The sequence below is a fragment of the Mesorhizobium sp. P2_E6 genome, from assembly GCF_056403835.1.
In genome coordinates this window covers 540856-567565 of the sequence record NZ_JBFUEQ010000001.1, presented here as the reverse complement: position 1 = coordinate 567565, position 26710 = coordinate 540856, and the positions used below count along the sequence as shown (strand labels likewise).

Sequence of the window (26710 nt, the reverse complement as noted above, 5' to 3'; positions counted from 1 at the left end):
CGAAGGAATGCAACGCTTGTCTGGACCGCTGCGCTCTTCGATCTCAGTCACGGTAGCCCACCAATGACACACGTCTTCACCATCGCCATCGACGGCCCGGCCGGCGCCGGAAAAGGCACGCTGGCTCGGCGACTTGCCGACCATTACCGTCTGAACCTGCTCGACACTGGCCTTACCTATCGCGCGGTGGCCTACGCGCTGATCCAGCACGCGCTGCCGCTCGACAATGTCTCGGCGGCCGAAACCGCTGCACGCCAGGTCAATCTGGCGAAGCTCGACCGGTCGGTGCTGTCGGCGCATGCGGTCGGCGAGGCGGCCTCGAAGGTCGCGGTTTTCCCGACTGTGCGGCGCATCCTGGTCGAAAAGCAGCGCGCATTCGCCACGACGCCGCCGGGCGCCGTGCTCGATGGCCGCGACATCGGCACCGTCGTCTGCCCCGACGCCGACATAAAACTCTATGTAACGGCGAGCGCCGAGGTGCGGGCGCGGCGGCGACTGGCCGAGATCGAGAGCATCGGCGGCACCGCCGATTTCACCGAGATCCTCGCCGATATCGTGCGCCGTGACGAGCGCGACATGGGCCGCGCCGACTCGCCCTTGAAGCCGGCGGCAGACGCGCACTTGCTTGATACCAGCGAAATGGCTATAGAAGCCGCGTTTCTTGCGGCCATGGCGATCATCGACGACGTGCTGGCCAAGAGAGACAAGGCCTGAGCCGGGTTTTTCCCTCGTGTTTCCGTTGTCGGAGGCGAAGAAAATACCCATATCGGGCACGAACCAGCCTGCTAGCATTCTTCATGCGCCGGAATTGCCGCTTAAAGAGCGGCCCAGGGCTTTTGTAGCCCGGAACGCCGGCAGGCCAACGCAACGCTAACCCACGGCGCCCGTCCCGCGACAGAAGCGGGGCATTCCAGGAGAAACAATGTCAGCTGCAAATCCCACTCGCGATGATTTCGCGAGCCTGCTCGAAGAATCATTCACCACAGGTCATTCCGGCGAAGGCCAGGTCGTCAAGGGCACGATCACGGCGATCGAAAAGGACATGGCCATCATCGACGTCGGCCTCAAGGTCGAAGGCCGCGTGCCGCTGAAGGAATTCGGCGTCAAGGGCAAGGACACCACCCTCAAGGTCGGTGACACCGTCGAAGTCTATGTCGAGCGCATCGAGAACGCGCTTGGCGAAGCGATGCTCAGCCGTGAAAAGGCCCGCCGCGAAGAGAGCTGGGTCCGCCTCGAAGAGAAGTTCACCAAGGGTGAGCGCGTCGAAGGCGTCATCTTCAACCAGGTCAAGGGCGGCTTCACCGTCGACCTCGACGGCGCCGTGGCCTTCCTGCCGCGCAGCCAGGTCGATATCCGCCCGATCCGCGACGTCTCCCCGCTGATGCACAACCCGCAGCCCTTCGAGATCCTCAAGATGGATCGCCGCCGCGGCAACATCGTGGTGTCGCGCCGCACCGTGCTCGAGGAGAGCCGCGCCGAACAGCGTTCGGAAATCGTGCAGAACCTCGAAGAAGGCCAGGTTGTCGAAGGCGTCGTCAAGAACATCACCGACTACGGTGCGTTCGTCGACCTCGGCGGCATCGACGGCCTGCTGCATGTCACCGACATGGCATGGCGCCGCGTCAACCATCCGACCGAAATCCTCAGCATCGGTCAGACGGTCAAGGTGCAGATCATCCGCATCAACCAGGAAACCCACCGCATCTCGCTCGGCATGAAGCAGCTCGAGAGCGATCCGTGGTCCGAGATCGGCACCAAGTTCCCGATCGGCAAGAAGATCAAGGGTACCGTCACCAACATCACCGACTACGGCGCGTTCGTCGAGTTGGAGCCGGGCATCGAAGGCCTCATCCACGTTTCGGAAATGTCGTGGACGAAGAAGAACGTGCATCCTGGCAAGATCCTGTCGACGACCCAGGAAGTCGACGTGGTGGTGCTCGAAGTCGATCCGGCCAAGCGCCGCATCTCGCTCGGCCTCAAGCAGACGCTCGAGAACCCGTGGCAGGCTTTCGCCAGCAGCCATCCGGTCGGCAGCCAGGTCGAGGGCGAGGTCAAGAACAAGACCGAGTTCGGCCTGTTCATCGGCCTCGAAGGCGACGTGGACGGCATGGTCCATCTCTCCGATCTCGACTGGACCCGTCCGGGCGAGCAGGTCATCGAAGAGTACAATCGCGGCGACATGGTCAAGGCGCAGGTGCTCGACGTCGACATCGACAAGGAGCGCATCTCGCTCGGCATCAAGCAGCTGGCCAAGGATACGGTCGGCGAAGCAGCGACGAGCGGCGAACTGCGCAAGAACGCGGTCGTCACCTGCGAAGTCATCGGCGTCAAGGATGGCGGTCTGGAAGTGCGGCTGGTCGACAGCGGCATCGAGACCTTCATCAAGCGCTCCGATCTGAGCCGTGACCGCGACGAGCAGCGCCCCGAGCGCTTCACCGTCGGCCAGAAGGTCGACGCGCGCGTCATCGCCTTCGACAAGAAGACCCGCAAGCTGCAGGTCTCGATCAAGGCGCTGGAAATCGCCGAAGAGAAGGAAGCGGTCGCCCAGTACGGCTCGACCGACTCCGGCGCTTCGCTGGGCGACATCCTTGGTGCCGCGCTGAAGAAGCAGGGCAGCTAAGTCATCTGCCCCCACCGCCTTGCGCGGTGGTCAGTTCAAGCCCCGCCGGAGCGATCCGGCGGGGTTTTTCTTTACGGTAAGATAAACTTCCTCGGGTATTTGCCAGTAATCCGAGGAGAGGCTTTCCATGCGCAATGACGACGATTGTCCCGCTACGGGCTCTTCGTGGTTGCTGCGTCTCTACATCAGGTCACCGGCCTTGTTCTGCTTTTGCGGAATGGCGATCTTGATGGCCGTCCTCTGGTCCCTGGGCTTCCAGCTCAACGGCGACGTGGACGACCTGGTCAAACTGCATGAAGTCCGCACCTTGCTTGAAACGGGCAACATCTTCGACCGGATGCTGCCCGGTGTTGCCCAGCCAGAGCCCTATGTCTCGCATTGGCCATGGATCGTGGACCTGCCCTATGCCGCCTTCGCGCGTCTGCTGATGCCGTTTGCCGGCTTCGAGCCGGCGCTGACGATGGCAAGCTTTGCCGTGCCGCTGCTGCTGCTTGCGCCGGCGCTCTATTTCTACAATCGGCTGGTGATCGCAGTGGGCTTTGCCAACCCGGCCGTTGCATTGCCGCTGGCTCTGATCTTTGCCGCACGCAGCTTTTTCGAATATGCCCCGGGACGGATCGACTACCACAATCTGCAAATACTGCTTCTGCTCGCGGCCCTGGTCTTGATGTTGTCGCAGAACCGCTTCGCTGCCTTCATCAACGGGCTGCTGGCGGCCTTGGCGCTTGCGATCAGCGCCGAGTTCGCACCGTTCTATGCGCTGGTGATGGCGGTCTATGCCTTTGACTGGATCTTCGGCCGCGAACGGGGTGCCGACAGGATCGCTGGCTTCGGGCTGGCATTGGCCCTTGGCGGGCTCGGGCTGTTCGCCGCGATCGTGCCGCCTTCAGCCTATTCCGCCGTCAGGTGCGACACCTATTCGACACCGCATGTGACGGCACTCGTAGCGGCCGGGCTTTCATTTGCCGTGGTGCCTTTGCTTGTCGGCCGGCGCGGCGGATGGGCGACGCGGACGGCAATCTTGCTGGTGTTCGCGGCCGCCAGCGCGGCGGCGCTGGTGGTGTTGTTCCCGCAATGCCTGGACGGCCCTTATGCTTCGCTCGACGCCTATGTACGCGACAACATGCTCAACAGGATCCCTCAGGAACTGAGCTTGTTCCGGCGCCCTGATTTCGTTTTGTCGGACAGCTTTCCCAGCATGGCGTTGCTGTTCGTCGGCGCGCTCGCCCCGGCAGTCATCTGCCTCAATCCGCGGAGCCGGAGCCGGCCGCTGGTCATCCTGTCGCTGTTCTCGCTGCTCTCGCTGGCGCTGGCGATCGGCTACTTCCGCTACTTTCGCTATCTTCCGGTCTTTTCCGGCATCGGTCTGACCTTCGTGCTGGCGAGTTTCCTGCCACCAGATGCGGGACTGGGGCGCTATTTGAAATCACGCGTGCCGGTGGCATCGCCAAGATACGCGTTGATCCTGCCCGGTCTGGTTTTGTCCGCGGCGATGGCGCTGTACCAGCTGTCGGCAAGACCATCGCATGCAGCCATTCCAGCCGGCGAGTTCGCCGACAGCTGCGATCTCAGGCACATTGAGCCGCGACAGGGTTGGCCGGCAGGCGCCGTCGTTCTGACGCCACCGTTGATCGGAGCGCATTTTCTTGCTCTTGCCGAAGGTCCCAAGGTGGTGACAATCCCCAATCACCCGTCGGCTCAAGGGATCGAACGCAGCTATCGCTTCCTTGATCCCTCGACCGCCGACCCGCGCTCGTTTCTCGATGCGTCCAAGGCGACGCATGTCGCCCTTTGCGGGTGGAGAGGCCCACCGTCGCCAGATCTCGAAACCACCTATCCATTCGCGGCAGCGCTGATGGAGGGCCACCCGCCATCATGGCTCAAGGAGTGTCCGACGGATGCTTCCTCGCCGCTGCGGCTCTACAGCTACCGCAACGCCGACGGATCGGAGGCCACCTGCCCTGTTTCGACGGCTTCTGCTCAGGCCCTGCCGTAGAGCGGCACCAGCGTTCCGCTCATCGCTTGATTGGCTGGCGAGGCGAGATAGGCAATGGCTTCGGCGGCCGCTTCGAGACTGACCCATCTGGTGACGTCGGCATCCGGCATATCGGCGCGGTTTGCCGGCGTATCGAGCGTCGATGGCGCCACGGCATTGACCAGAATGCCCCTGCCTTTCAACTCCTCGGCCATCGCCACCGTCATCGCCGCTACCGCGGCCTTGCTGGCGGCGTAGGCAACCATGCCGCTGCCGCGCCGCGGGTCGAGCCCGGCGCGCGCCGTGACATTGACGATGCGGCCCGCGATGTCCGACGCCAGCATCGAGCGCACCGCCGCGCGGCAGCACAAGAAGGCGGTGCGTGCGTTGGTGTCCATCATCTCGGCAAAGGATGCCGACTCGATCTTTTCCACCGGTGCCGCGGTGAAGCCGCCGGCCAGGTGGATCGAGCCCCACAGACCTGGAACCTGGCTGTAGAACGCCTCTACCTTGGCGGAGTCCGAGAGATCGACATTGTGCACCAGCTTGACGCGGTCATGCTCGGCAAAGGGGAAATGCCCGGGTGCCGCGGCATGGGCATTGGGCACATGGCAGATCGCGCCCTCACTCAGCAGTTTGCCGACGACCGCACCACCGAGCGCCCCGGTGCCTCCGGTCACGACAATGTGCCTGCCTTCAAGTGTTTCCGTCATCCTGGACCGCTCCTGTTATTCTTTTGATTGTGTCGCTTGTTACGCCGCCCGACGCAGAGCGTCGCGCCTTTCGCACCATCACTCAACTGATATCTCGACATGGCAGTTGTTGCGTCTTTGCATGCATCGGCCTGTCGGCCAGCCGGGTCCATGCCGGCTGAGGCACATGAAGCACGTTGCGCCGCCACTCTTCAGTCGACAGTGATTTCGATGACGCGCGGCAGCCCGGTTGCCCGGGCGCGTTTCAACGCATCCGCCAAGGCGTCGATATCGGCAAGCCGTTCGGCGCCAAGGCCGTAGGCTTCGGCCAGCTTGCAGAAATCCGGCGGCGCCGGCGACACGCCGACCGGCTCGACGCCGACATCGAGCATCGAGGTTTCGATCTCGCGGTAACCGCGATTGTTCCAGACGACGAAGATGACCGGTGCCTGGGCATCAAGTGCGGCGCCCAGTTCCGGTAGCGTGAACTGGAAGCCGCCATCCCCCGTGAGACAGACGACCGGCGCATCGGGCACGGCAAGGGCGGCGCCGATCGCCGCCGGCGGGCCGTAGCCGAGCGCGCCGAAGCCGGTGGCGGCATTGAACCAGCCGCCGGGGCGATCATGGTCGTAGTAGAGATTGGCGGCATAGATCGGCTGCGTCGAATCGCCGACGATGAGCGCGCCGGGTAGTGCGTCGCGGATCACTTCCACGGCGCGCACCTGCGACTGCATCGTCGAACTGATCTCGGCAAAGGCCGCCTCTCGTGCTGCGGCGGCGCGTGATGGTCCGCCCTCGCTTGCCGGGACATGGCTGATTTCCGGCAGCAGCGCTTCGAGCGCCTCGGCGCAATCGGCTTGAATCGAAATCGTCGCCGGGCGGCGAGCCAATTGGTCCGCGCCGATATCGATGCGGATCAGATTGGCGGGCAGGACGAACCCACCATCGCTGTAGCCGTCATAGTCGGTGGGGCCGAATTCGGTGCCGGCGGCAATGACCAGATCCGCTTGCGCCATCAGCGCCCGCACTGCCTTGAGACTTGGACTGGCCGGCACGCAAAGCGGATGGGCATGCAGGAGGCCGCGCGCATTGGCTGTCTCGACGACCGGCGCGCCCAGCTGTTCGGCCAGACGCCGCAATGGCGCTTCGGCGCGTTTGGCGCCGCCGCCGGCCAGGATCAACGGAGCGCGCGCGGCGGCGATGAGTTTGGCCGCGCTGGCAATTGCCGCGCCGGACGGCGCAGGCGGTGCTGCATTGCTCAGCATGGCGGTGATGCCATCCGCCGGCTTGACCATGACGTCGGTCGGGATTTCGATATGCACCGGACCGGGCCGGGCCGATGAAAACAGCGCGAAGGCCTGCGCCAATGCGCCAGGCAATTCACTGGCCTCGGTGACCCTGAGCGAAGACAGCGCCACCTTCTCCATCATGCCGCGCTGGTCGGGCAGTTCATGCAGATGGCCCAGGCCCTTGCCGAGCGTCGGCGTTGCGTTGACGCCTGAGATCACCAGCATCGGCACCGAATCGGCACGCGCCTGCCCCATGGCGGTGATGGTGTTGGTGAGCCCCGGTCCGGTGATGACGAAGGCGACGCCCGGCCTACCGCTGGCGCGCGCATAGCCGTCGGCCATGAAGCCGGCGCCCTGCTCGTGACGCGGCGTGACATGGCGGATCTTCGAGCGCGCAAGCCCCCGGTAGAGTTCGACTGTGTGCACGCCGGGAATGCCGAAGACCGTGTCGACGCCATGGGCTTCGAGCAGCGAAATGAGCGCCTCGCCGACAGTCGTCCCTATGGTGTTCCCGGGGGTGGTCTCAGTCGTGGTCCCAATGGTGGTCATTGGCGCAGCACCGGTCGCGTCAGGCAGGTCGGGCCACCCTCGCAAGCGATGCACAGCGCATCCGCCTCGAAGGTGGAAACCGTGCAGCCAGCCGCCTGCATGGCAGCCGCCGTCCTGGGGAAGCCGGCGACGGCGATGACCTGGCGCGGGGCCGTCGGCAGCACATTGAGGCTGAGCCCGTTGGAGGCATAGAACTCTTCGGCATCGCCTTCGACCAGCGTGATGCCGCGGCCCTTCAGCATCTGGTAGAAGGCGGCCGGCAGCAGAGGCGCGTAGACCAGTGCCAGATCGTCGGCAAGCGGACTGATCACCGACATCAGGTGCAGGCAGGCTTCCTCGCCGTGCCAGAGCGGCAGATCGAAGCCAAAAACCGAAATGCCCCTGGGCGAAAGCAGGTTGGCGAGCTGCTGGATGCCGTCCTGGTTGGTGCGCACGCCACGGCCGACGGCCAGCGTGTTCGCATCCACCCAGACGCAGTCGCCGCCTTCCACCTGGCCCGGATCATCGATGCGGCCGAGGATGGGAATGCCCAGGCGCTTGTAGGCGGCTTCGTGCAGGCCGGGCTCAGTCCGGCGCAGCGCCTTGCCCATGGCAAGAATGATCGCGCCGTGATCAGTCATCAGCGAAGGATCATGGGTGAAGACCGAATCGGCCAGCCCGTCGTTGGCATCCGTCAGCCATTCGACCTCCGCGCCGGAGGCCGAAACCAGCTGCGTCAATCGCTCATGCTGGGCAGCGGCTCTTCCCGGCTCGAAGCCCGGGCCGTAGTGCCACTCCTGCGCCCTGGCATCACGCATGGCGCTGGCGGCGGACCGCATAAGCACGCGTTTCAGCGGTCCGGCCATGGACTGCGACCCGTATGATTTGCCCACTCAATTCTCCCGACACGTCCGTTGCCGCCACTAACCACTACGGCAAGCTGTGATCAATAGTCCAAAAACCATGGTTGACGGAGGCAAGCGGAACGGTCCATCTTGAGAACGGGAACTCTGTCTAGTGACGGGTAATGGGTAAAAGAATCCAGCAGCGACGGGCTCGACCACTCCTCGGAGCGTCGAAGGGATGATGGCGCAAAGCGCCGTCCCCATACTGAAACACACGGCGCAGGGCGGCGCCGCCGAAGCCATCCATGTCGAGAACCTGCACAAGCGGTTCGGTGAGCTGCATGTGCTGAAAGGCGTCTCGCTGTCGGCCCGCGACGGCGAGGTCATCGCCATTATCGGCGGCTCGGGCTCGGGCAAATCGACATTGCTGCGCTGCATCAACTGCCTGGAGAACCCAACCAGCGGCATCATCCGGGTCAATGGCGAGGAGATCAAGCTGAAGGCGGACAGCCACGGCCACACGGTTCCGGCCGACCGCAAGCAGATCGAGCGCATCCGCTCCAAGCTCGGCATGGTGTTCCAGAACTTCAACCTGTGGAGCCACATGACGCTGATCGAGAACGTCATCGAGGTTCCCGTGCACGTGCTTGGCATCCAGCGCGATGTGGCGATCCGCGAGGCTGAGAAGCTGCTCGCCCGCGTCGGCCTGGCCGAAAAGCGCGACGTCTATCCGGCCTATCTGTCGGGCGGCCAGCAGCAGCGTGCCGCGATCGCCCGGGCGCTGGCCATCAATCCGCGCGTCATGCTGTTCGACGAGCCGACTTCGGCGCTCGATCCCGAACTGGTCGGTGAAGTGCTGAAGGTGATCGGCGACCTGGCGCGCGAAGGCCGCACCATGGTGCTGGTCACCCACGAGATGAAGTTCGCCCGCGAGGTCGCGACGCATGTCGTCTATCTCTACAATGGATTGGTCGAGGAAGAAGGACCGCCGGAGCAGATCTTCGGCGCGCCCAGATCCGAAAGGCTCAAGCAGTTCATCCGCAACATCGGCTAGGACAGGCCGAGACGGAAGAAAACCGGGAACCAACAACAAACTGGGAGTCGTGAAATGAAGACTGTTCTGAAGACATTTGCCGCAGCGCTGCTGCTGGGCGTCGCCGCCATGGGCGTGGCCAAGGCCGATCCGGTCAAGATCGGCGTCGCCGCCGAGCCCTATCCACCCTTCACCTCGCCGGATGCTTCGGGCAAGTGGGTTGGCTGGGAGATCGATTTCATCGACGCCGTCTGCGCCGAAGAGAAGCTCGACTGCGTCATCACCCCGGTTGCCTGGGACGGCATCATCCCGGCGCTGACGACAAAGAAGATCGATGTCATCGCCAGCTCGATGTCGATCACCGCCGAGCGCCAGAAGACGATCGACTTCTCCGACAAATATTACAACACGCCAACCGCGATCATCGGTCCCAAGGACCAGAAATTCGGGCCCGCGCCCGCGGACCTCAAGGGCAAGGTGGTCGGGGTTCAGGTGTCGACCGTGCATGCCGTCTACGCCAAAAAGCACTTCACCGAGGCGGCCGAGATCAAGGAATACCAGACCCAGGACGAGGCCAACAACGATCTTGCCGCCGGCCGTCTCGACGCGGTGCAGGCCGATTCCATCGCGCTTGGCGAATTCCTCAAGTCGGATCAGGGCAAGGCGTGCTGCGACCTCAAGGGCATGGTGGCTCCGGACGATGAAGTGCTCGGACCGGGCGTCGGCGCGGGCGTGCGCAAGGAGGACACCGAGCTGAAGGACAAGATCAACGCCGGCATCAAGGCCATCCGCGCCAACGGCAAGTATGACGAAATCTCGAAGAAGTACTTCGATTTCGACATTTACGGCGGCCCGACGCAGTCGAACTGACGTCGTCCACGCATGAGCAACAACCGCACGGCATCGCGCCGTGCGGTTTCGCCGGAACCTGTCCACGCACGCTTTCCGCTGACGAGAATTGACAGCGGCTGACGCCAGCAATTCGGGGACGACGCTGATCGACGCACTTCTTTCGGCCTCCGCGGCCGGCATCATCGAGCTTCTCTCGCCCTACCCGCCGGGCTGGGGCGGAGCTCTCTTGGTTGGATTGCTCCATTCGATCGAGATCGCGCTGGGCGCCACGTGCCTCGGCCTTCTGATCGGCACCGGAGGCGCCTATGGCAAGCTCTATGGCGGGCCGGTGGTACGCGATCTCCTGGCCGTCTACACCACCATCGTGCGCGCCGTGCCCGAACTGGTGCTGATCCTGCTGCTGTATTATGCCGGAACCGACCTGATCAACCAGGCACTGACGGCAATGGGTTATCAGCGCGTCGACATCAGCGGCCTTGCCGCCGGCATCGCCGTGCTCGGATTTGTCCAGGGCGCTTATTCGACCGAAGTGATACGCGGCGCGATCCTGGCCATTCCGCAAGGCCAGATCGAAGCCGCCCGCGCCTATGGAATGTCTCCCGGCCTACTGCTGCGGCGCATCACCTTGCCGGCCATGCTGCCCTTCGCCATACCGGGCCTCGCCAATCTCTGGCTGATCGCCACCAAGGACACCGCGCTGCTGGCGGTCGTCGGCTTCTATGAACTGGCGCTGGCAACGCGGCAGGCCGCGGGCGTCACCAAAGCCTATTTCACCTTCTTTTTCGCCGCCGGCGTGCTCTATCTGCTGCTGTCGCTGTTTTCCAATCTGATCATCGGCCGTATCGAGGCCTGGTCGCGGCGCGGCATGCCTTCGCTCAAGGAGGCGCGCTGATGACCGGTGAAACGGCCATTATCAATATCGTCGCGCGAACGTCGCTGTGGTTGCAGCCGCACCGCATTGTGCTGATCCTTGTGGCGTTGGGGCTGGTTCTGGGAGCCACCTTTTTCATGCGGTGGGACTGGCTGCCGCAGTATTATGAAATGGGAATGCTGGGCATCTGGCGCTCGCTGTGGATCCTGGCCGTCACCTGCGTGCTGGGCTTCCTGCTCGCCGTGCCGCTCGGGCTGGCGCAAGCGACCGGCTCCTTCTGGTTCGCCGCACCGGCCAAGGTCTTCTGCACGGTAATCCGGGGCACGCCGCTGCTGATCCAGCTGTGGCTGCTCTACTACGGCCTGGGCTCGCTGTTTCCGCAATACCCGTGGATCCGCGAATCCTGGATGTGGCCGTATCTGCGGCAAGCCTGGCCTTATGGCGTCCTGGCATTGACCTTGTCTTTCGCCGGGTATGAGGGTGAGGTGATGCGCGGCGCCTTTGCCGGTGTTCCCAAGGGCCAGCTTGAGGCCGCCCGCGCCTTCGGCATGACCCGATGGAAGACATTTCGGCGCATCTGGCTGCCACAAGCGTTCTATCGTGCGCTGCCGACGCTGACCGGCGAAACCGTGCTGCAATTGAAGTCGACGCCGCTGGTGGCGACGATCAGCGTCATCGATATCTTCGCCGTCTCGTCCAAGGTGCGGCAGGACACCTACCTGACCTACGAACCCTTGCTGCTGCTGGCGCTGATCTACATGACGATCACCGGCATCCTGGTCTTCGCCTTCAGCAGGATCGAGGCGCGGATCCCCAACAAGATCGGCTAGCGAGCAGCCAGCAGCGAATAGCGGGTAGAAGCGGCGCGCCGCATCCTCTATTCACTAGCCACCACACCCTACTCGCTTAGAGGCAGCCATGATGCAACTCAGTCTCGACCAGGCAAAAGGACTTTGCCGGATGGCGGCGCTTGGCGCCGGAGCCAATGAGGAAGCGGCGCAATCGCTCACCGCTTCGATCATCGCCGCCGAGTCGGAAGGACTTTCGACCGTCGGGCTGTCGCATTTCATCGATTATCTCGAGGCGCTCGAAGCCGGACGCATCGACGGCAATGCCGACCCGGTGATCACCCGGCCGGCGCTGGCGGTCTATCTCTCCGACGCGCGCGGCGGGCTGGCGCATACCGGCTTCGATCGCACCATCGACGACCTCGCCAAGGCGGCAAAGCTGTTCGGCGTCGCCATCTTCTCGCAGAAGAACGCCTATACATGCGGCGCGCTCGGCTACTTCACCGGCAGGCTGGCCGAACTCGGGCTGGTGTCGTTCGCCGCCACCAATGGCCCGGCGGTGCTCGCCGGCTCAGGCTCGGTCAAGCCGGTCTACTGCACCAACCCGATGTCGTTTGCAGCACCTGCCGCCGACGGCGCGCCGCTGGTCATCGACCAGTCGTCGAGCGCTACCGCCTTCGTCAACATCCGCAAGGCGGCGGAAGACGGCAAAAAAATCCCCGAAGGCTGGGCGCTGGATGCGAGCGGCAACCCGACCACCGATCCGGCCGCCGCCATGAAGGGCGCCATGCTTGCCTTCGGCGGCCAGCGCGGCGCCAACATCGCGCTGATGGTCGAAGTGCTGGCGGCTGGCCTGTCGGGCGCCAACTGGTCGCTCGACGCGCCATGGTTCACCGGCGGGCCGGACAGTCCAGGAACCGGGCTGTTCGTGCTTGCCGTCGAGCCCAAGCTGCTCGATCCCGATTTCGAGCAGCGCATGAAGGACCAGCTCGACCGGCTGCGGCGGCGCTTCGGCGTGCATGTGCCAGGGCGTGCCCGGGCCGAAGCCGCCGAGAAGGCACAGGCGCGGGGCATCACCGCGCCAAAGGCGGTGGTGCAGCGCATTTCCGAATTCGCCGCACGTTATTCTTCCTGAATAATCCGCTTATTTATCAGCTAGTTATCTGAAGACTGCCCGCCCAAGGCGAGCTGCGGTGCAAATTTTCTTTGCGTGCTGCTGAACCTTTCAGCGCATCGCAGCGACCCAGCTATGTCCAGGGCAAGGCGAGCTTGCCCGATCCACACCGAGGGGAACAGCAAACCGAAAGCGAAAGCCTGTTTCACGCAGGGGATGTCCCTTTGCGCCTCGAAAACCCACCCAAAATCAAAAGGAAATTGCCATGACCAACACCAAGCTCACCATGCTGACCGCCGTCCTTCTTCTCGGCTCGTTCATGGGCGCCACACAGGCTGCCTCCTTGAAGGCCGCGCCGGTCAAGCCGTCCGCGCCCGGCGTCATCACCGCTCCGAGCGGCGGCGCCACCGAGGATCATTACTGCAAGAACGGCCATGCAAAATTCGCCAACTGCAGCGCCGATTTCATCGCGGCCTGCAAGAAGGTTGGCGGCACCATGTCGGATGTCCAGGGCTGGGGTGGGCGTACTTGCTTCACGCCCTCCTGATACCGTCTCAGGTCAGGCCGCTCCGTCGGCCCCTGGCTTCGCATGATGTCACCCGGAAAACCCCGCTGCGGCGGGGTTTTCTGTGTTTCGTTCTATGGCCCAAAACATGATGATGAAAGTTAACTTTTGTTAACTTGACTTGATGGAGCCATCGGGCGTTTGCAAGGGACTATCACAAAAACAGGAGCTACGATGTCCGTGACCACTAACGCCTCCCGCGGCAAGCTGATCGTTCCAGTGCTTGGCCGCCTGTATTCGTCGCTGCATGACGCCGGTGAAACCGTTCTTCGCGTCGTCGCCGGTGCGTTCCTGGCCATCCATGGCTCGCAGAAGATCACCAATCCTTTCGGCGCCGCCGAAATGGTCGAGGGCCTCGGCTTCTATCCCGGCGCCTTGTGGTCGTTGCTTCTGGCCTGCACGGAATTCTTCGGCGGCATCTTCATTGCCATCGGCCTTTTGACGCGGCCGGCCGCCTTTGCTGGCCTGTCTGTGCTGCTGGTCACGGTCTGGTTCCACTGGGTCACGATGAGCCAGGGCTTTTCGGGTGCCGAGAAGTCGCTTCTGTGGGCCGCGATCCTGCTCTTCTTCGTTATTCGTGGCGGCAACCGCCACTCGGTCGACGCCCGCATCGGCAAGGCGTTCTAACAGATCGAAACAAGGGCGGCAGCGACCACGCGTCGCCCTTTGCCTTTGGCGCGAAACGGATTATGAAACGGCTTCAGCCAAGCTTGCGAGCGCCGGAGCCAGCCATGACCGAAATCCTGCAGACCCCAAAGCTCGTCGTCGTATTTGGCGGCTCAGGCTTTGTCGGCCGCCATGTCGTGCGCGCGCTGGCCAAGCGCGGCTATCGCATCCGGGTCGCCTGCCGGCGGCCCGATCTCGCCGGCCATCTGCAGCCGCTCGGCAATGTTGGCCAGATCCAGCCGGTGCAGGCCAATGTGCGCGTCCGCTGGTCGGTCGACCGCGCCGTGCAAGGTGCCGATCATGTCGTCAATCTGGTCGCCATCCTGCATCAGAGCGGCCGGCAGAAATTCTCCACGGTGCATGAGTTCGGCGCCCGCGCGGTGGCTGAAGCGGCGCGCGCCGTCGGCGCCGGCCTCACCCATATTTCAGCGCTTGGTGCCGATCTAGACTCCGGATCGGACTACGCACGCACCAAGGCGCTTGGCGAAAAGGCCGTCCTGGAGACGATCAGGGACGCCGTGATCTTCCGGCCGTCGATCATTTTCGGGCCCGAGGACAGTTTCTTCAACCGCTTCGCCAACATGGCGCGCTATTCGCCGGTGCTGCCGCTGATCGGCGGCGGCCAGACCAAGTTCCAGCCGGTCTATGTCGGCGACGTCGCCGAAGCGGTGGCACGCTCCGTCGACGGCAAGGTCGATGGCGGCCATATCTACGAGCTTGGCGGCCCCAAGGTGCTGACCTTCAAGGAATGCATGGAAGAACTGCTTGAGGTCACCGAACGCAAGCGCCTGCTGGTGCCGGTGCCATGGTGGGTGGCGAATATGCAGGCCTCGATCCTCGGCCTCCTACCCAATCCGCTGCTGACCAAGGACCAGGTGATGCAGCTGCGCGAGCACAACGTCGTTTCGGACGCGGCGGCCAAGGCCAATCGGACATTGGCCGGGCTTGGCATCCAGCCGCAATCGATCGCCACGATCCTGCCCAGCTACCTCTGGCGCTTCCGCGCCGCCGGCCAGTTCCAGCAGCGCAAGCCCGCAGCATAAGTCAATGCACGCGCGTAGCGCTTTCCCTTAGGGAATTGCGTCAAAACAAAGAGTTAGAGCCGTTCGCCGTTTCCGTGAAACGGAGAGCTGCTCTAACGCGGCGTGACCTGCATCGGCAATCCGCCTTGCGGCTGGGTGGTCAGCTTCTGCACCGGCCAGGGTTTCGTCTCGGCCGTGGTGTCGAAGCGGAAGCGCGACAGCATGATGGCGAGCGCGATGATCGCCTCCTGCATGGCGAAGCTGGCGCCGATGCAGACGCGTGGGCCCGCGCCAAACGGCAGATACTGGAAGCGATCGATCTTCTCGCGGTTTCCCGGGTGGAAGCGCTCCGGCATAAAGGCGTCGGGCCGGTCCCACAGTTTCCTGTGGCGATGGACGACCCATGGCATGACCAGCACCGCAGCGTATTTCGGGATGTAAAGATCCTTCCACATTTCCGGCTCGATCGGCTCGCGGTTGATCGACGGCGCCGGCGGATAGAGCCTGAGCGCCTCGTCGAAAGCCGCACGTGTGAACGGCATGGCATCGAGCCATTTCGTCGAATCGGGCTCGCGCGCCAACACCCGGTCGATCTCCTGCTCGACCCTGTCGCGCTCCCATGGCGATTCCGCGAGACAGTAAAGCGTCCAGCCGAGTGCACGCGCCGTGGTCTCGTGGCCGGCGCCGATGAAGGTGATGATGTTGTCCTCGACCTCGGCCCGCGTCAGCCCGTCAGGCCCCTCGGCCTTGAGCAGGAGCGTCAGGAAATCCTGCGGCACGGCCTCGGGGTCGCGCTTGAATTTCTGTTCGCGCAGCTTGACCGTGTCGGTGACGATCTTGCGGAAATAGGCCATGGTCTTGCGACCACGGATGCGGGTGAGCCGTGGCAGCCAATCGGGCGCGCGCAACAGGTCGAGCGGATCGACGCGGCCCATGGTCTCGAACAGCCGGTCGATCTCATTGGCAAAACTGCCCGGCTGGCCAGCGATCTCGCCGGAAAATAGCGTCTCGGCCAGGATGTCATAGGTGAGCAGCGTCATGTCATGGGCGATGTCGGACGTGCCGCCACCCTCGTAGCGGGCGACGAACTCTTGCGTGCGCCTGAGCATCGGCTCGGCGAAGCCGAAGATGTGGCGCGGTGTGAACACCGGCGCCATCGCCTTGCGCGAACGCTTCCAGACCTCGCCCTCGGCGGTCAGCAGGCCGTCGCGCAGGATCGGCCGCAGGATCTTCTGGCGCACCGTCGCCATCTTGTAGTTCTTGGCATTGTCGACCAGCACGTGGCGGATGAGGCCGGGATCGTTGGCGACGACCAGATGTCCACCAATGCCATTCACCGAAATCCAGGGCTCGTTGTAGGTATGCTCGCCCCACAATTCGAGCGGATTGCGGTAGACGATGCGGATCATCTCCAGCGTCGAGGGCGGCGTCGTGCGCGGCTTTGGCGCCGGGGGAACGAAGGGGGCGGGCTGGACGTCCATCGGGTGCTCCGCTGATATCTCAATGTAGTGGCTGGCAATCCAGGCGTCCATGTGACCGAAGCGCAGCCTGAAATGCGAAGGCGGACAGTCTGTTCAGCCAATTGTGACCGTTCCCCCTGAGCTGCCGCCTTGTCCGCAGCGCTGCTCTGCCGTAGGTCGCAGTCACCAACAGATACTGCCCATCGAAGGAGCCCGCCTTGAAGCACCAGTTGAACATCATCATCGGCAGCACGCGGCCCGGCCGTGCCGGACCGGTTTTCGCCAAATGGCTGGAGGCATTCGCACGCAAGCACGGGAAATTCGAACCGGTGCTGACCGACATCGCCGCGTTCAATCTGCCGGTTCTGGACGAGCCGCATCACCCCAAGCTCGGCAACTATCAGAACGACCACACCAAGGCCTGGTCGAAGGCGATCGATGCCGCCGACGCCTTCGTCTTCGTGGCGCCGGAATACAATTATTTCGCCGCTCCGGCGATCATCAACGCGATCGACTATCTCGCACGCGAGTGGAAATACAAACCCGCCGCCATCTTCAGCTATGGTGGCGTCTCCGGCGGCCTGCGCGCGGCGCAAGCGCTCAAGCCGCTGCTGACTTCGGTGGGCGTAATGCCAATCTCCGAAGGGGTTTCCTTGCCGCTCTATCAGAAACTGCTCGAGCATGACGGCTCTTACCGGGCCAGCGAGCAGGTGCAGGGCGCAACCACGGCCATGCTGGACGAGCTGTTGCGCTGGAGTGAAGCCCTGAAGCCGATGCGGACGGCCTGAAGGAGCCGGTTTTCGGCCCAAAAACCCGGCTTGCTCGCGCCATAAAGAGGTGGAATGGTTGGCGAACGACTGCGCCGGGGGCGGTTCGACTTGCGCTTGCTGTTTGCCTTGCTGCTGATGCTTACGACCACCGCCACCGCGGTGGCGGAGCGGCGCGTGGCGCTGGTCATCGCCGACGACGACTACCGTCTGGTCCGGCCGCTCGCCAATCCCATCAATGACGGCGAGGCGATGGAAGCGTCGCTGAAGAAGCTCGGCTTCGAGGTCGTTCTCGAAACCAACCGCGATCTCCGACGCATGCGCCGCGCGCTCGACGATTTTCGCGAGGATGCGAAAGGCGCCGACGTGGTGCTGGTCTACTTCTCCGGCCATGGCGTCGAAATCTCAGGCGACAACCGGCTGCTGCCGATCGATGCCGACGCCTCTTCGCTCGATGCGCTGCAGAAGACCAGCCTGCCGCTGGAGGAAGTGCGCGACACGGTCGCCGCCACCGCAAGGGTCGGGCTGATCGTGCTCGACGCCTGCCGCAGCGATCCCTTCTCGGGAAGCAGCGGCCAGGGGCGCGGCGCGACCTCACTGGCAAAGGATGTTGCCGACAAGGTCAAGCCGGGACTTGGCCGCATTGGCCGCGCGGAAAACATCCTGTTCGCCTTCTCGGCCGCCCCCGGCGAGACGGCCGCCGACGGAACCGGCCAGAATTCGCCGTTCACGACGGCACTGACCAAATATCTCGGCACCGACGGTCTCGAGATCCGCTCGGTGCTGACTTTGGTGCAGCAGGAGGTCTATGACCTGTCGCGCGGAAAACAATTGCCTTACGTCGAGAGCGGCCTGCCCAAACTGTTCTTTGCCGCGGCGGCCAAGGAACAGCTGCCGGAGCGCGAACGCCTGCTGCTTGCCATGGCCGACGTGACGCCGGACATGCGCGGCCAGGTCGAGCAGATCGCCAGCGACGCCGACATGCCGCTGGCGCCGCTCTATGGCGCGCTGATCGGTTCCGACACTGGCAATTTGTCAGCGGACAGCCTGAATACCCGGCTGCGTGAAGCGGCCGACGCCTTCGTCAAGGTGCGCAGCGAGATGAAGACGCTCGCGGCCGATGATCCGCGAGTGACGGAATTGCGTCGGCAGGCCGAAGAGCAGCTGTCGCTCGGCGCCTTCGAGGCAGCGCAGGCAAAGCTGGCGGAAGCGGCCAATATCGACGAGGTGTCGCGCAACGCGCTGAAGGTGAATTTCGTCGACCGCACGCTGTCGCAGGCCGCAACGGTATTCCTGTCGGCAGGCGCGGCGCGCGCCGACCTGAACTATGCGGCAGCCATCAACGGCTACGAATTCGTGCTGGCGCTGTATGGCGAGGCCGGGCAGACCTCGCTCAGCCTGGAACAGGCCGACCGCCAGAGCCGCACGCTGGAGGAACTCGGAGTTCTCTATACGACGGTCGGCAATATCGACGCGGCCGGCCGCGCCTTTTCCGCACTGTTGGCCAACCTCGAGCAGCGATCGCTTCAGGAAACCGATCCCAGCGTCAAGCGCGATCTCGCCATCAGCCATATAAAGCTCGCCAACACAAGGATGGCGCAAGGCGACCTGCCAACCTCCCTGGAAAACTATGAGGCGGCCAGGGACATGCTGCAGGACCTGACCACAAGCGTGCCGGACAAGAAGGACTGGCTCGGCGATCTTGCCATGGCCAACGACAAGATCGGCAACGTTCTGGCGACGCAAGGCGATGTGAGCGCCGCGGCCCAAGCCTATCAGCAAAGCCTCTCGATCAAGCAACAGTTGGCCGATGCGGAGCCGGGCCGCGCCGATCTGCTCAATGATCTGACAATCACCTATGACGAAATCGGCGACCTTGCCCGTACTGCCGGTCAGTTGGATGGCGCCCAGACAGCGTTGGAAGAGAGCCTGAGAATTCGGTTGGCGCTGGCCGAGAACAAGCCCGATGACACGCGGCGCCAACGCGCTGTCTCAGTCAGCCAAACCAGGATCGGTGATCTGCTGCGGGAGCGCGGCGACGCCGCCGGTGCGCTCGTAGCCTTCAACAAGAGCCAGGCGATCGCCGAAGACTTGGCACGCCGCGACCCCAACAATACCGACTTGAAGCGCGACCTGTCGATTGGTTACTCCAAAATCGGAAATGCTTACAGCGACCAGAAGGATTGGCCGCTCGCGCTGGGGGCCCACCAGCAGGCGCTGGCCACGGCGCGCGACCTTGCCGCCATCGATCCCGGCAACACGGACTGGCAGCGCGACCTGTCGGTGTGCCTCGAGCGGGTCGCCGAGGTGCTTAGGGTGCAAGGCAATGCCAGCGGCGCCCTGCAAAACTATCAGGACAGCCTTGCTATTGCCGACCGGCTGGCCAAGCTGGATTCTGCCAATTTGAACTGGCAACGCGATATTTCGATCACCCTGCAGAAGATCGGGTATCTGGAAACCGACCGACGTCACTTTGAGGGTTCCAAGGCGGCCTTCGAGGCCAGCCTCGCTATTGCCCAGAAATTGGCCCAGTCCGATCCGAACAATGCGATCTGGCAAATCGATCTGGCGCGCGCCTACGTCGCCTATGCCTATGTGGCGAGGGATCCGAAGGCCGCGCTGACCACGGCGCTCAACCTAACGCTGGAGCTCGACCGCACGGGGCGGCTGGCGCCCGGAGACAAATTCATGATCAAACATTTGCGCAGCCTTCTCGCCAAATCCGGCGCTCGAAAAAAATAGCCGGCTGCCGGCTCGGGATTCACCCCGGAAATGCCTGCAAACCTTGGAAAAACCGCCTTTAGCGCCTATATCTAGACAATATCAGAGGCGCGATTCGGTGCCGATTTTCAGCACCGTGCAAGCGGCATCCAGACAACAGGTTTTCATGAGCGATCAGATCGACAACAACAACGGCGCTGAAGCCGAATACGGCGCCGATTCCATCAAGGTTTTGAAGGGGTTGGATGCTGTCCGCAAACGCCCCGGCATGTATATCGGCGACACCGACGACGGTTCCGGCCTGCATCACATGGTCTACGAGGTGGTCGACAACGCTATCGACGAGGCCCTGGCCGGTCATGCCGACCTCGTCACGGTGACGCTCAACCCCGATGGTTCGGTCACCGTGATCGACAATGGCCGCGGCATTCCGACCGATATCCACACCGGCGAAGGCATTTCCGCGGCCGAAGTGATCATGACGCAGCTGCATGCCGGCGGCAAGTTCGACCAGAATTCCTACAAGGTGTCGGGCGGACTGCATGGCGTCGGCGTCTCGGTGGTCAACGCGCTTTCGGCATGGCTGAAATTGAAGATCCGCCGCAACGGCCAGATCTTCGAGATGAGCTTCACGCACGGCAATGCCGACGCGCCGCTGAAGGCGACCGGCACCTACGAGCAGCACAAGGTTGCCGGCACCTACGAAGGGCGCAGCGGCAGCGAGATCACCTTCTTCCCGTCGGCCGAAACCTTCACCATGGTCGAATTCGACTTCGGCACGCTGGAACACCGGCTGCGCGAACTCGCCTTCCTCAATTCCGGCGTGCGCATCGTTTTGACCGATGCCCGCCATGCCGACATCGTGCGCCACGAGCTGCATTATGATGGCGGGCTGGAAGAGTTCGTCAAATATCTCGACCGCGTCAAGAAACCGCTGATCGACAAGCCGGTCGCCATCAAGGCCGAGCGCGACGGCATCACCGTCGAAGTGGCGATGTGGTGGAACGACAGCTACCACGAGAACGTGCTGGCCTTCACCAACAACATCCCGCAACGCGACGGCGGCACCCATCTGGCCGGTTTCCGCGGTGCGCTGACCCGTCAGATCACCGGCTATGGCGACTCCTCGGGCCTGACCAAGAAGGAAAAGGTCTCGCTGATCGGCGACGACTGCCGCGAGGGCCTGACAGCGGTGCTGTCGGTCAAGGTACCCGATCCAAAGTTCTCCTCGCAGACCAAGGACAAGCTGGTCTCTTCAGAGGTCCGTCCGGTGGTCGAAGGGCTGGTCAACGAAGCGCTCGGCACCTGGCTGGAAGAACACCCGAGCGAGGGCAAGGTGGTCATCGAGAAAGTGATCCAGGCCGCGGCTGCGCGCGAAGCCGCGCGCAAGGCGCGCGACATCACCCGCAAGAGCTCGCTCGGCGTCACCTCGCTGCCCGGCAAGCTGGCCGACTGCCAGGAACGCGACCCGGCGAAATCCGAAATCTTCATCGTCGAGGGCGATTCCGCCGGCGGCTCGGCCAAGGGCGGCCGTTCGCGCCAGAACCAGGCGATCCTGCCGCTGCGCGGCAAGATCCTCAATGTCGAACGGGCTCGCTTCGACCGCATGCTCGGCTCCGACATGATCGGCACGCTGATCACAGCGCTCGGCACCTCGATCGGCAAGGACGAGTTCAACGCCGACAAGCTGCGCTACCACAAGATCATCCTGATGACCGACGCCGACGTCGACGGCGCCCACATCCGCACCTTGCTGCTCACCTTCTTCTTCCGGCAGATGCCGGAACTGATCGAGCGCGGCCATCTCTACATCGCCCAGCCGCCGCTCTACAAAGTGACGCGCGGCAAGAGCTCGCAATACATCAAGGACGAGAGCGCCTTCGAGGAGTTCCTGATCGGTTCGGGGCTGGAGGAAGCATCGCTCTCGCTGGGCTCGGGCGAAGTTCGCACCGGACAGGATCTGCGCAGCGCCATCGACGATGCGCTGGCGGTGCGGCAGCTGATCAACGGGCTGCACACACGCTACAACAGAGGCGTGGTCGAACAGGCGGCGATCGCCGGCGGGCTCAACCCCGACGTCTTCACAGATCTCGGCCGCGCCGATGCCATGGCGGAGCGGATTGCAAAACGCCTCGACATCATCGCCGAGGATACCGAGCGCGGCTGGACCGGCCGCATGTCGACTTCGAACGAAGGCGTCGGCGGCTATGTGTTCGAGCGTACGGTGCGCAGCGTCAAGGAATACGCGCATCTCGACCTGGCGCTGATCAATTCGGCCGATGCCCGTCAGCTCGACCGCTACGCACAGCGCCTCAGCGAGGTCTACGGGACGCCGCCGGTGCTGCGCCGCAAGGATGTCGCCGAAACCATCTCGGGGCCGCTGGCGCTGCTCAACGCCGTCTTTGCGACCGGCCGCAAGGGGCTGACCATGCAGCGCTACAAGGGTCTCGGCGAGATGAACGCCGAGCAGCTCTGGGAAACCACGCTCGACCCGAACGTGCGCTCGCTGCTGCAGGTCAAGGTCAATGACGCCACCGACGCGGACAGTCTGTTCTCGCGGCTGATGGGCGACGAGGTCGAGCCCCGGCGCGAATTCATCCAAGACAACGCGCTGTCGGTCGCCAACCTGGATATTTGATCTCCCTGGATATTGATCTCCGGCCTTGGCGCGCTGCGGCGCGCCAATTTGTTCCATCCGAGGTAAACAAAATCATTTCATAACCCGCCGGAACGGAAGTTCCCGAGGGACATTGTGACAGTATCGATCACAATTTCTCACAGGAGGCCTTCATGGGACGCGGTATCTTGCTCTGGCTACTTGGAATCCCGATTCCAATCATCATTCTGATCATGCTTTTCGTACGGTAGGGGGAAATTCATGCAGTCCACCCTATCGGCTGTCGACGTTTCCGCTTCCACTGAATCCTCCACTCCTGCCGTCAGCTGGGGACCGATCATCGCCGGTGCCTTCGCGGCCTCGACGTTGACCTTGATCCTGATGCTGCTCGGCTCAGGGCTAGGTCTCACCATGGTGTCACCCTGGTCGGGCTCAGGCGCGTCGGTCACCACCTTCGCGGTGTCCACCGCGATCTGGCTGATCGTCGTGCAATGGCTGTCCTCGGGTGTCGGCGGCTACCTTGCAGGGCGCCTGCGCACCAAATGGGTCGGCATCCATACCGACGAGGTCTATTTCCGCGACACCGCCCACGGCTTCCTCGCCTGGGCGTTGGCCACCTTGCTCGTCGTCGGGGTGCTTGGCTCGGCCCTCTCCGCTGCGCTGGGGTCAGGCGTGCAGGCGGTCTCGACCGTCGCTTCGAGTGCCGCCATGGGCGCGTCGGCGGGTGCTTCCGCCGGCGGTGTTTCGACCGACAATGCGACATCGTATCTGGTGGATTCGCTGTTCCGCCCGGCCGATGCAAGCAAGCTTGCGGCGACCAATACAGAGAGCGATGCCGCTGCGGTCGGGCAAGCCTCGCGCATCCTGATCACCGGCGCTGCGGCAGGCGAGATTTCGGCCGACGACAAGACCTATCTGACGCAACTGGTCGCTGCCCGCACCGGCCTTTCGGAGGCAGATGCCAAGGCGCGGGTCGACGCGATCCTTGCCAAGGCTCAGGACGCCAAGGTCAAGGCGCAGCAGGCTGCCGACACCGCCAGGAAGGGGAGCGCGACCTTTGCGCTGCTTGGTGCGCTGTCGCTGGCCATCGGTGCCTTCATCGCAAGTGCTGCGGCGGCCCTCGGCGGCAGGCAGCGCGACGACGAGGAGGCGGTGTTTCTGACCGGCCGCTGATTCTGGGGCCGAAGCAAAATCAATCCACTCCGGGCCAAGCCCGGAGTGGATTTCTGTTTGAATTGCCATGCAGCGCGGTGGGACCTCTCTGTTCTTATCGTTTGGCAGTCGCCGGCGCTTGGCTTGGCTCCAGCTTACGGCCAAGATCCACAGCGTCGCGCAGCACGGCAAGATGCGTGCGCGGCACAACGCCGGCCGACGCGGCGACCTCGACGCCGGTTGCCGCCAGCGACCAATAGAGCGTGTGCGTGAAGATGCGGCCGAGGGAGCCGCGCAGCTCGACCTGGACGTTCTCCACGCCGGGGCCGAAATTCTCGGTCATCGGCCCGGAAATCGGGTCGCCGGTCAGCCAGCCATTGCCCCTGTCGAAGATGTTGGTCCATCGCGTTGCGGCAAACACCGCGCCATGATGCACCGCCCGTTCCGGTTTGCCTGACGGACTGCGCCCTTCCTGATAGAGGATAGTGCCTCCGGCTGCGGTCCCTTCGGCGATTGGCGGACAGGCTGAGAGCAGGCGCTCTGCGATGCCGCGCTGGAACTCGGTGAGGTCATACGTCACCAGAAACTCGCTGTGGGTCAGCGGACTGCCGAGCGTGACGAAATCGCTGATCTTCCATGGCAGCGGATGGTCGGCATCTTTCGCGCGCAGCTGTCGGTAGAGCTCCCACTGATCACGCCGCAAACCGGCGAGGTCGTCCAGCCTATCGGGCCACGCGGAACCGTCGGAACTGAGCGTCGCCTTGTCGATGGCGCGGATCGCTTTGAGTTTCGCCTTGTCGCGGATGGCCTCCAGTTTTCGGGGCCTGAAATCGGCCCACAATATCTGCAAGAGATCATAGGCGATCATCGATCCCAGACTGTGCGAGACGAGCACGATCCGGTCGTAGGTATCGTCCAACATCAGGCGCTTCAGCAGCCTGAGGCCACGCTCGCGGATCAGCGCGCGCTTCTCGACTGTCGCCGCTTCCGCGCGCACATAGGCGGCGACATCGCCGAAATAGGGAAGGCCGAACCGGTCGACCGACCAGATGACGAATGAGGCCAGGATCGTGACGAGCACGCCGGCGGCCCACGACATGTAGCCTTGCCAAACCGACGTCGCCAGCGCCAGCGTCGCGCACAGGACGACGATGACGGCAAAAAGGGTGACGAGATACAGCTTGCGGGCGTCGGCCGGTATGTCGGCGGGCTTGCGCCACAGCAGGTTCGTCACCCAGGCGGCAAGCCGGCCCCGTGTCGTGCCTTGCGTGATGTCGGCCCAGTAAAGCTCGTAGAAATCGGTGCGCCGGCCATCGACATCGTAAGGCGTCGTAATGCGGCGAAGTTCGTACGAATTTGTCCGGCTGTCGGGTGTGATCCAGCTCTGGTTGATCTTCGCGCCAGCGGGGTCGACCGGATCGGCGACATGGGCATAAAACGGCGCACGGGCGGGGTCATGGCTCCAGACCGCCTGAACAAAGCCCCGCAGCGTATCCATGGGCCGCTGTTCGCCCATGCCATGCACGATCACCACCGCCTGGCTGAGCTTGCGCGGCGCTTTTGGGGTGGCCTGCGATGCGATGGGGTCGGGCACCAACGTCTCCGTTGACGACAATCCCGTCGACGGGACGGGCATTCGTCATCGTAGCCCCGAAACCGCCGTCAAGCCAAGAAAAAGCCCGGCGCGAGGCCGGGCGTTTCTTGGCGCATCTCAGTGCTGATCCCCTGATCAGTGATCCATGGCCTTGACGATCTCCTCGGTCATCTTCTTGGCGTCGCCGAGCAGCATCATGGTGCCGTCCTTGTAGAACAGCGTGTTGTCGATGCCGGCATAGCCGGAGCCGAGCGAGCGCTTGACGAACAGGCAGGTGCGGGCCTTGTCGACGTCGAGGATCGGCATGCCGTAGATCGGCGACGACTTGTCGTCGCGGGCCGAAGGGTTGGTGACGTCGTTGGCACCGATGACGTAGGCGACGTCGGCCTGCGCGAATTCGGAGTTGATGTCCTCGAGTTCGAACACCTCGTCGTAGGGCACGTTGGCCTCGGCCAAGAGCACGTTCATGTGGCCAGGCATGCGGCCGGCGACAGGATGAATGGCGTACTTGACGTCGACGCCATTGGCCTTGAGCTTGTCGGCCATTTCGCGCAGCGCATGCTGCGCCTGGGCCACCGCCATGCCGTAGCCGGGCACGATGATGACCTTCTGCGCGTTCATCATCAGATAGGCCGCATCGTCGGCCGAACCCTGCTTGACCGTACGCTCGATGCCGTCATCCGCCGCTGCCGCCGTCTCGCCGCCGAAGCCGCCGAGGATGACCGAGATGAACGAGCGGTTCATGCCCTTGCACATGATGTAGGACAGGATCGCGCCGGACGAGCCGACCAGCGCGCCGGTGATGATCAGCGCCAGGTTGCCGAGCGTGAAGCCAAGGGCGGCCGCTGCCCAGCCGGAATAGGAGTTGAGCATCGAGACGACGACCGGCATGTCGGCGCCGCCGATCGGAATGATCAGCAGGATACCCAGCACCAGCGATGCGGCGACGATCAGCCAGAACACCAGCTTCGATTCTGTCGTGACCAGAAGCACGATCAGCACGATCAGCGCGATGCCGAGTGCGGCGTTGATGAAGTGGCGGCCGCCGATCATGATCGGCTTGCCCGACATGCGGCCGTCGAGCTTCAAGAAAGCGATGACCGAGCCGGTGAAGGTGATGGCGCCGATGGCAACACCAAGGCTCATCTCGATCAGGGCCTGGGCGTGGATGTCGCCATTGGTGCCGATGCCGAAGCTTTCCGGTGCATAGATGGCTGCGGCGGCCACCATGACGGCGGCAAGGCCGACCAGCGAGTGGAAGGCCGCGACCAACTGCGGCATCGAGGTCATGGCGATGCGGCGCGCGGTGATGGCGCCGACGCCGCCGCCGATGGCAAGGCCAAGCACGATCAAACCGAAACGGCCGGCCGACGGAGTTGCCAGCGCCAGCGTGGTGGCGATGGCGATGCCCATGCCGATCATGCCGTAGAGGTTGCCCTGGCGGCTGGTGGTCGGATGCGACAGGCCACGCAGCGCCATGATGAACAGGACGCCGGAGACCAGATAGAGGAAGGACGCGAAGTTGGCGTTCATGGCGCT

The 26710-nt window shown here is 63.6% G+C and carries 21 protein-coding genes; 15 read left to right on the top strand and 6 right to left on the bottom strand.

Going from position 1 to position 26710, the window contains the following annotated elements; translation table 11 throughout:
- The first annotated feature begins 63 nt into the window (after nt 1–63).
- The 3 genes from cmk to AC1D08_RS02695 all read left to right on the top strand — a co-directional run bounded on the left by cmk (nt 64) and on the right by AC1D08_RS02695 (nt 4616).
- Complete coding sequence (gene cmk / locus AC1D08_RS02705; RefSeq protein WP_457150110.1) at nt 64–714, top strand: (d)CMP kinase; 651 nt, start codon at nt 64–66, stop codon at nt 712–714.
- Between the two features lie 208 nt (nt 715–922).
- Entirely contained in the window at nt 923–2620 is a 1698-nt protein-coding gene (rpsA, locus tag AC1D08_RS02700) for a 30S ribosomal protein S1 (protein WP_477422510.1), read from the top strand.
- A 229-nt stretch (nt 2621–2849) separates the two neighbouring features.
- Nucleotides 2850–4616: a hypothetical protein gene (locus tag AC1D08_RS02695; RefSeq protein ID WP_457150108.1), complete on the top strand. Its 1767-nt coding sequence runs from the start codon at nt 2850–2852 to the stop codon at nt 4614–4616.
- Here the strand turns inward: AC1D08_RS02695 and AC1D08_RS02690 are convergent.
- The 3 genes from AC1D08_RS02690 to AC1D08_RS02680 form a co-directional block, all read right to left on the bottom strand.
- Entirely contained in the window at nt 4601–5308 is a 708-nt protein-coding gene (locus AC1D08_RS02690) for an SDR family NAD(P)-dependent oxidoreductase (RefSeq protein ID WP_457150107.1), read from the bottom strand. The two genes, AC1D08_RS02695 and AC1D08_RS02690, sit on opposite strands and share 16 nt — an antisense overlap.
- A gap of 191 nt (nt 5309–5499) precedes the next feature.
- On the bottom strand, nt 5500–7125 hold the full coding sequence (locus AC1D08_RS02685) for a 5-guanidino-2-oxopentanoate decarboxylase (RefSeq protein ID WP_457150106.1): 1626 nt from the start codon (nt 7123–7125) through the stop codon (nt 5500–5502).
- Nucleotides 7122–7970 (bottom strand): dimethylarginine dimethylaminohydrolase family protein, encoded by an 849-nt coding sequence (locus AC1D08_RS02680; RefSeq protein WP_457150145.1) that lies wholly within the window; start codon nt 7968–7970, stop codon nt 7122–7124. Before AC1D08_RS02680 ends, AC1D08_RS02685 begins: the two co-directional genes overlap by 4 nt.
- 220 nt (nt 7971–8190) lie before the next feature.
- On the opposite strand from AC1D08_RS02680, the gene AC1D08_RS02675 reads away from it, so the two are divergent.
- The 8 genes from AC1D08_RS02675 to AC1D08_RS02640 all read left to right on the top strand — a co-directional run bounded on the left by AC1D08_RS02675 (nt 8191) and on the right by AC1D08_RS02640 (nt 14881).
- Nucleotides 8191–9003 (top strand): ABC transporter ATP-binding protein, encoded by an 813-nt coding sequence (locus tag AC1D08_RS02675; protein WP_477422639.1) that lies wholly within the window; start codon nt 8191–8193, stop codon nt 9001–9003.
- 54 nt (nt 9004–9057) lie between these two features.
- Complete coding sequence (locus tag AC1D08_RS02670; protein WP_095082937.1) at nt 9058–9852, top strand: transporter substrate-binding domain-containing protein; 795 nt, start codon at nt 9058–9060, stop codon at nt 9850–9852.
- Between the two features lie 160 nt (nt 9853–10012).
- Entirely contained in the window at nt 10013–10726 is a 714-nt protein-coding gene (locus AC1D08_RS02665; protein WP_206073704.1) for an ABC transporter permease, read from the top strand.
- A complete protein-coding gene (locus tag AC1D08_RS02660; RefSeq protein WP_457153317.1) occupies nt 10726–11535 on the top strand; it encodes an ABC transporter permease in 810 nt (269 codons plus the stop codon). Before AC1D08_RS02665 ends, AC1D08_RS02660 begins: the two co-directional genes overlap by 1 nt.
- 91 nt (nt 11536–11626) lie before the next feature.
- Nucleotides 11627–12628: an Ldh family oxidoreductase gene (locus tag AC1D08_RS02655; protein ID WP_167392072.1), complete on the top strand. Its 1002-nt coding sequence runs from the start codon at nt 11627–11629 to the stop codon at nt 12626–12628.
- Nucleotides 12629–12872: 244 nt separating this feature from the next.
- Nucleotides 12873–13154 (top strand): hypothetical protein, encoded by a 282-nt coding sequence (locus AC1D08_RS02650; RefSeq protein WP_095082943.1) that lies wholly within the window; start codon nt 12873–12875, stop codon nt 13152–13154.
- Nucleotides 13155–13346: 192 nt separating this feature from the next.
- Nucleotides 13347–13799, top strand: coding sequence for a DoxX family protein (locus AC1D08_RS02645; protein WP_457153316.1), 453 nt, complete (start codon nt 13347–13349; stop codon nt 13797–13799).
- A 104-nt stretch (nt 13800–13903) separates the two neighbouring features.
- Entirely contained in the window at nt 13904–14881 is a 978-nt protein-coding gene (locus AC1D08_RS02640) for a complex I NDUFA9 subunit family protein (RefSeq protein WP_457153315.1), read from the top strand.
- A gap of 92 nt (nt 14882–14973) precedes the next feature.
- On the opposite strand, the gene AC1D08_RS02635 is transcribed toward AC1D08_RS02640, so the two are convergent.
- Nucleotides 14974–16341 (bottom strand): cytochrome P450, encoded by a 1368-nt coding sequence (locus tag AC1D08_RS02635; protein ID WP_457153314.1) that lies wholly within the window; start codon nt 16339–16341, stop codon nt 14974–14976.
- Between the two features lie 197 nt (nt 16342–16538).
- Between AC1D08_RS02635 and AC1D08_RS02630 the strand changes: the two genes are divergently transcribed.
- The 4 genes from AC1D08_RS02630 (at nt 16539) to AC1D08_RS02615 (ending at nt 23598) form a co-directional block, all read left to right on the top strand.
- Complete coding sequence (locus AC1D08_RS02630) at nt 16539–17108, top strand: NADPH-dependent FMN reductase (protein ID WP_477422507.1); 570 nt, start codon at nt 16539–16541, stop codon at nt 17106–17108.
- A gap of 54 nt (nt 17109–17162) precedes the next feature.
- Nucleotides 17163–19829 (top strand): caspase family protein, encoded by a 2667-nt coding sequence (locus tag AC1D08_RS02625; protein ID WP_477422505.1) that lies wholly within the window; start codon nt 17163–17165, stop codon nt 19827–19829.
- 145 nt (nt 19830–19974) lie between these two features.
- Entirely contained in the window at nt 19975–22446 is a 2472-nt protein-coding gene (gene gyrB / locus AC1D08_RS02620) for a DNA topoisomerase (ATP-hydrolyzing) subunit B (protein WP_477225164.1), read from the top strand.
- Nucleotides 22447–22686: 240 nt separating this feature from the next.
- Nucleotides 22687–23598 carry a hypothetical protein gene (locus AC1D08_RS02615; protein ID WP_457152752.1) on the top strand — a complete coding sequence of 304 codons (912 nt, stop codon included), beginning with the start codon at nt 22687–22689 and terminating at the stop codon, nt 23596–23598.
- Between the two features lie 94 nt (nt 23599–23692).
- Here the strand turns inward: AC1D08_RS02615 and AC1D08_RS02610 are convergent, their stop codons facing one another.
- Together AC1D08_RS02610 and AC1D08_RS02605 are read right to left on the bottom strand one after the other, a co-directional pair.
- Nucleotides 23693–25171 carry a hypothetical protein gene (locus tag AC1D08_RS02610; RefSeq protein ID WP_457152753.1) on the bottom strand — a complete coding sequence of 493 codons (1479 nt, stop codon included), beginning with the start codon at nt 25169–25171 and terminating at the stop codon, nt 23693–23695.
- Nucleotides 25172–25306: 135 nt separating this feature from the next.
- On the bottom strand, nt 25307–26704 hold the full coding sequence (locus tag AC1D08_RS02605; RefSeq protein WP_457152754.1) for an NAD(P)(+) transhydrogenase (Re/Si-specific) subunit beta: 1398 nt from the start codon (nt 26702–26704) through the stop codon (nt 25307–25309).
- Nucleotides 26705–26710: the final 6 nt, after the last annotated feature.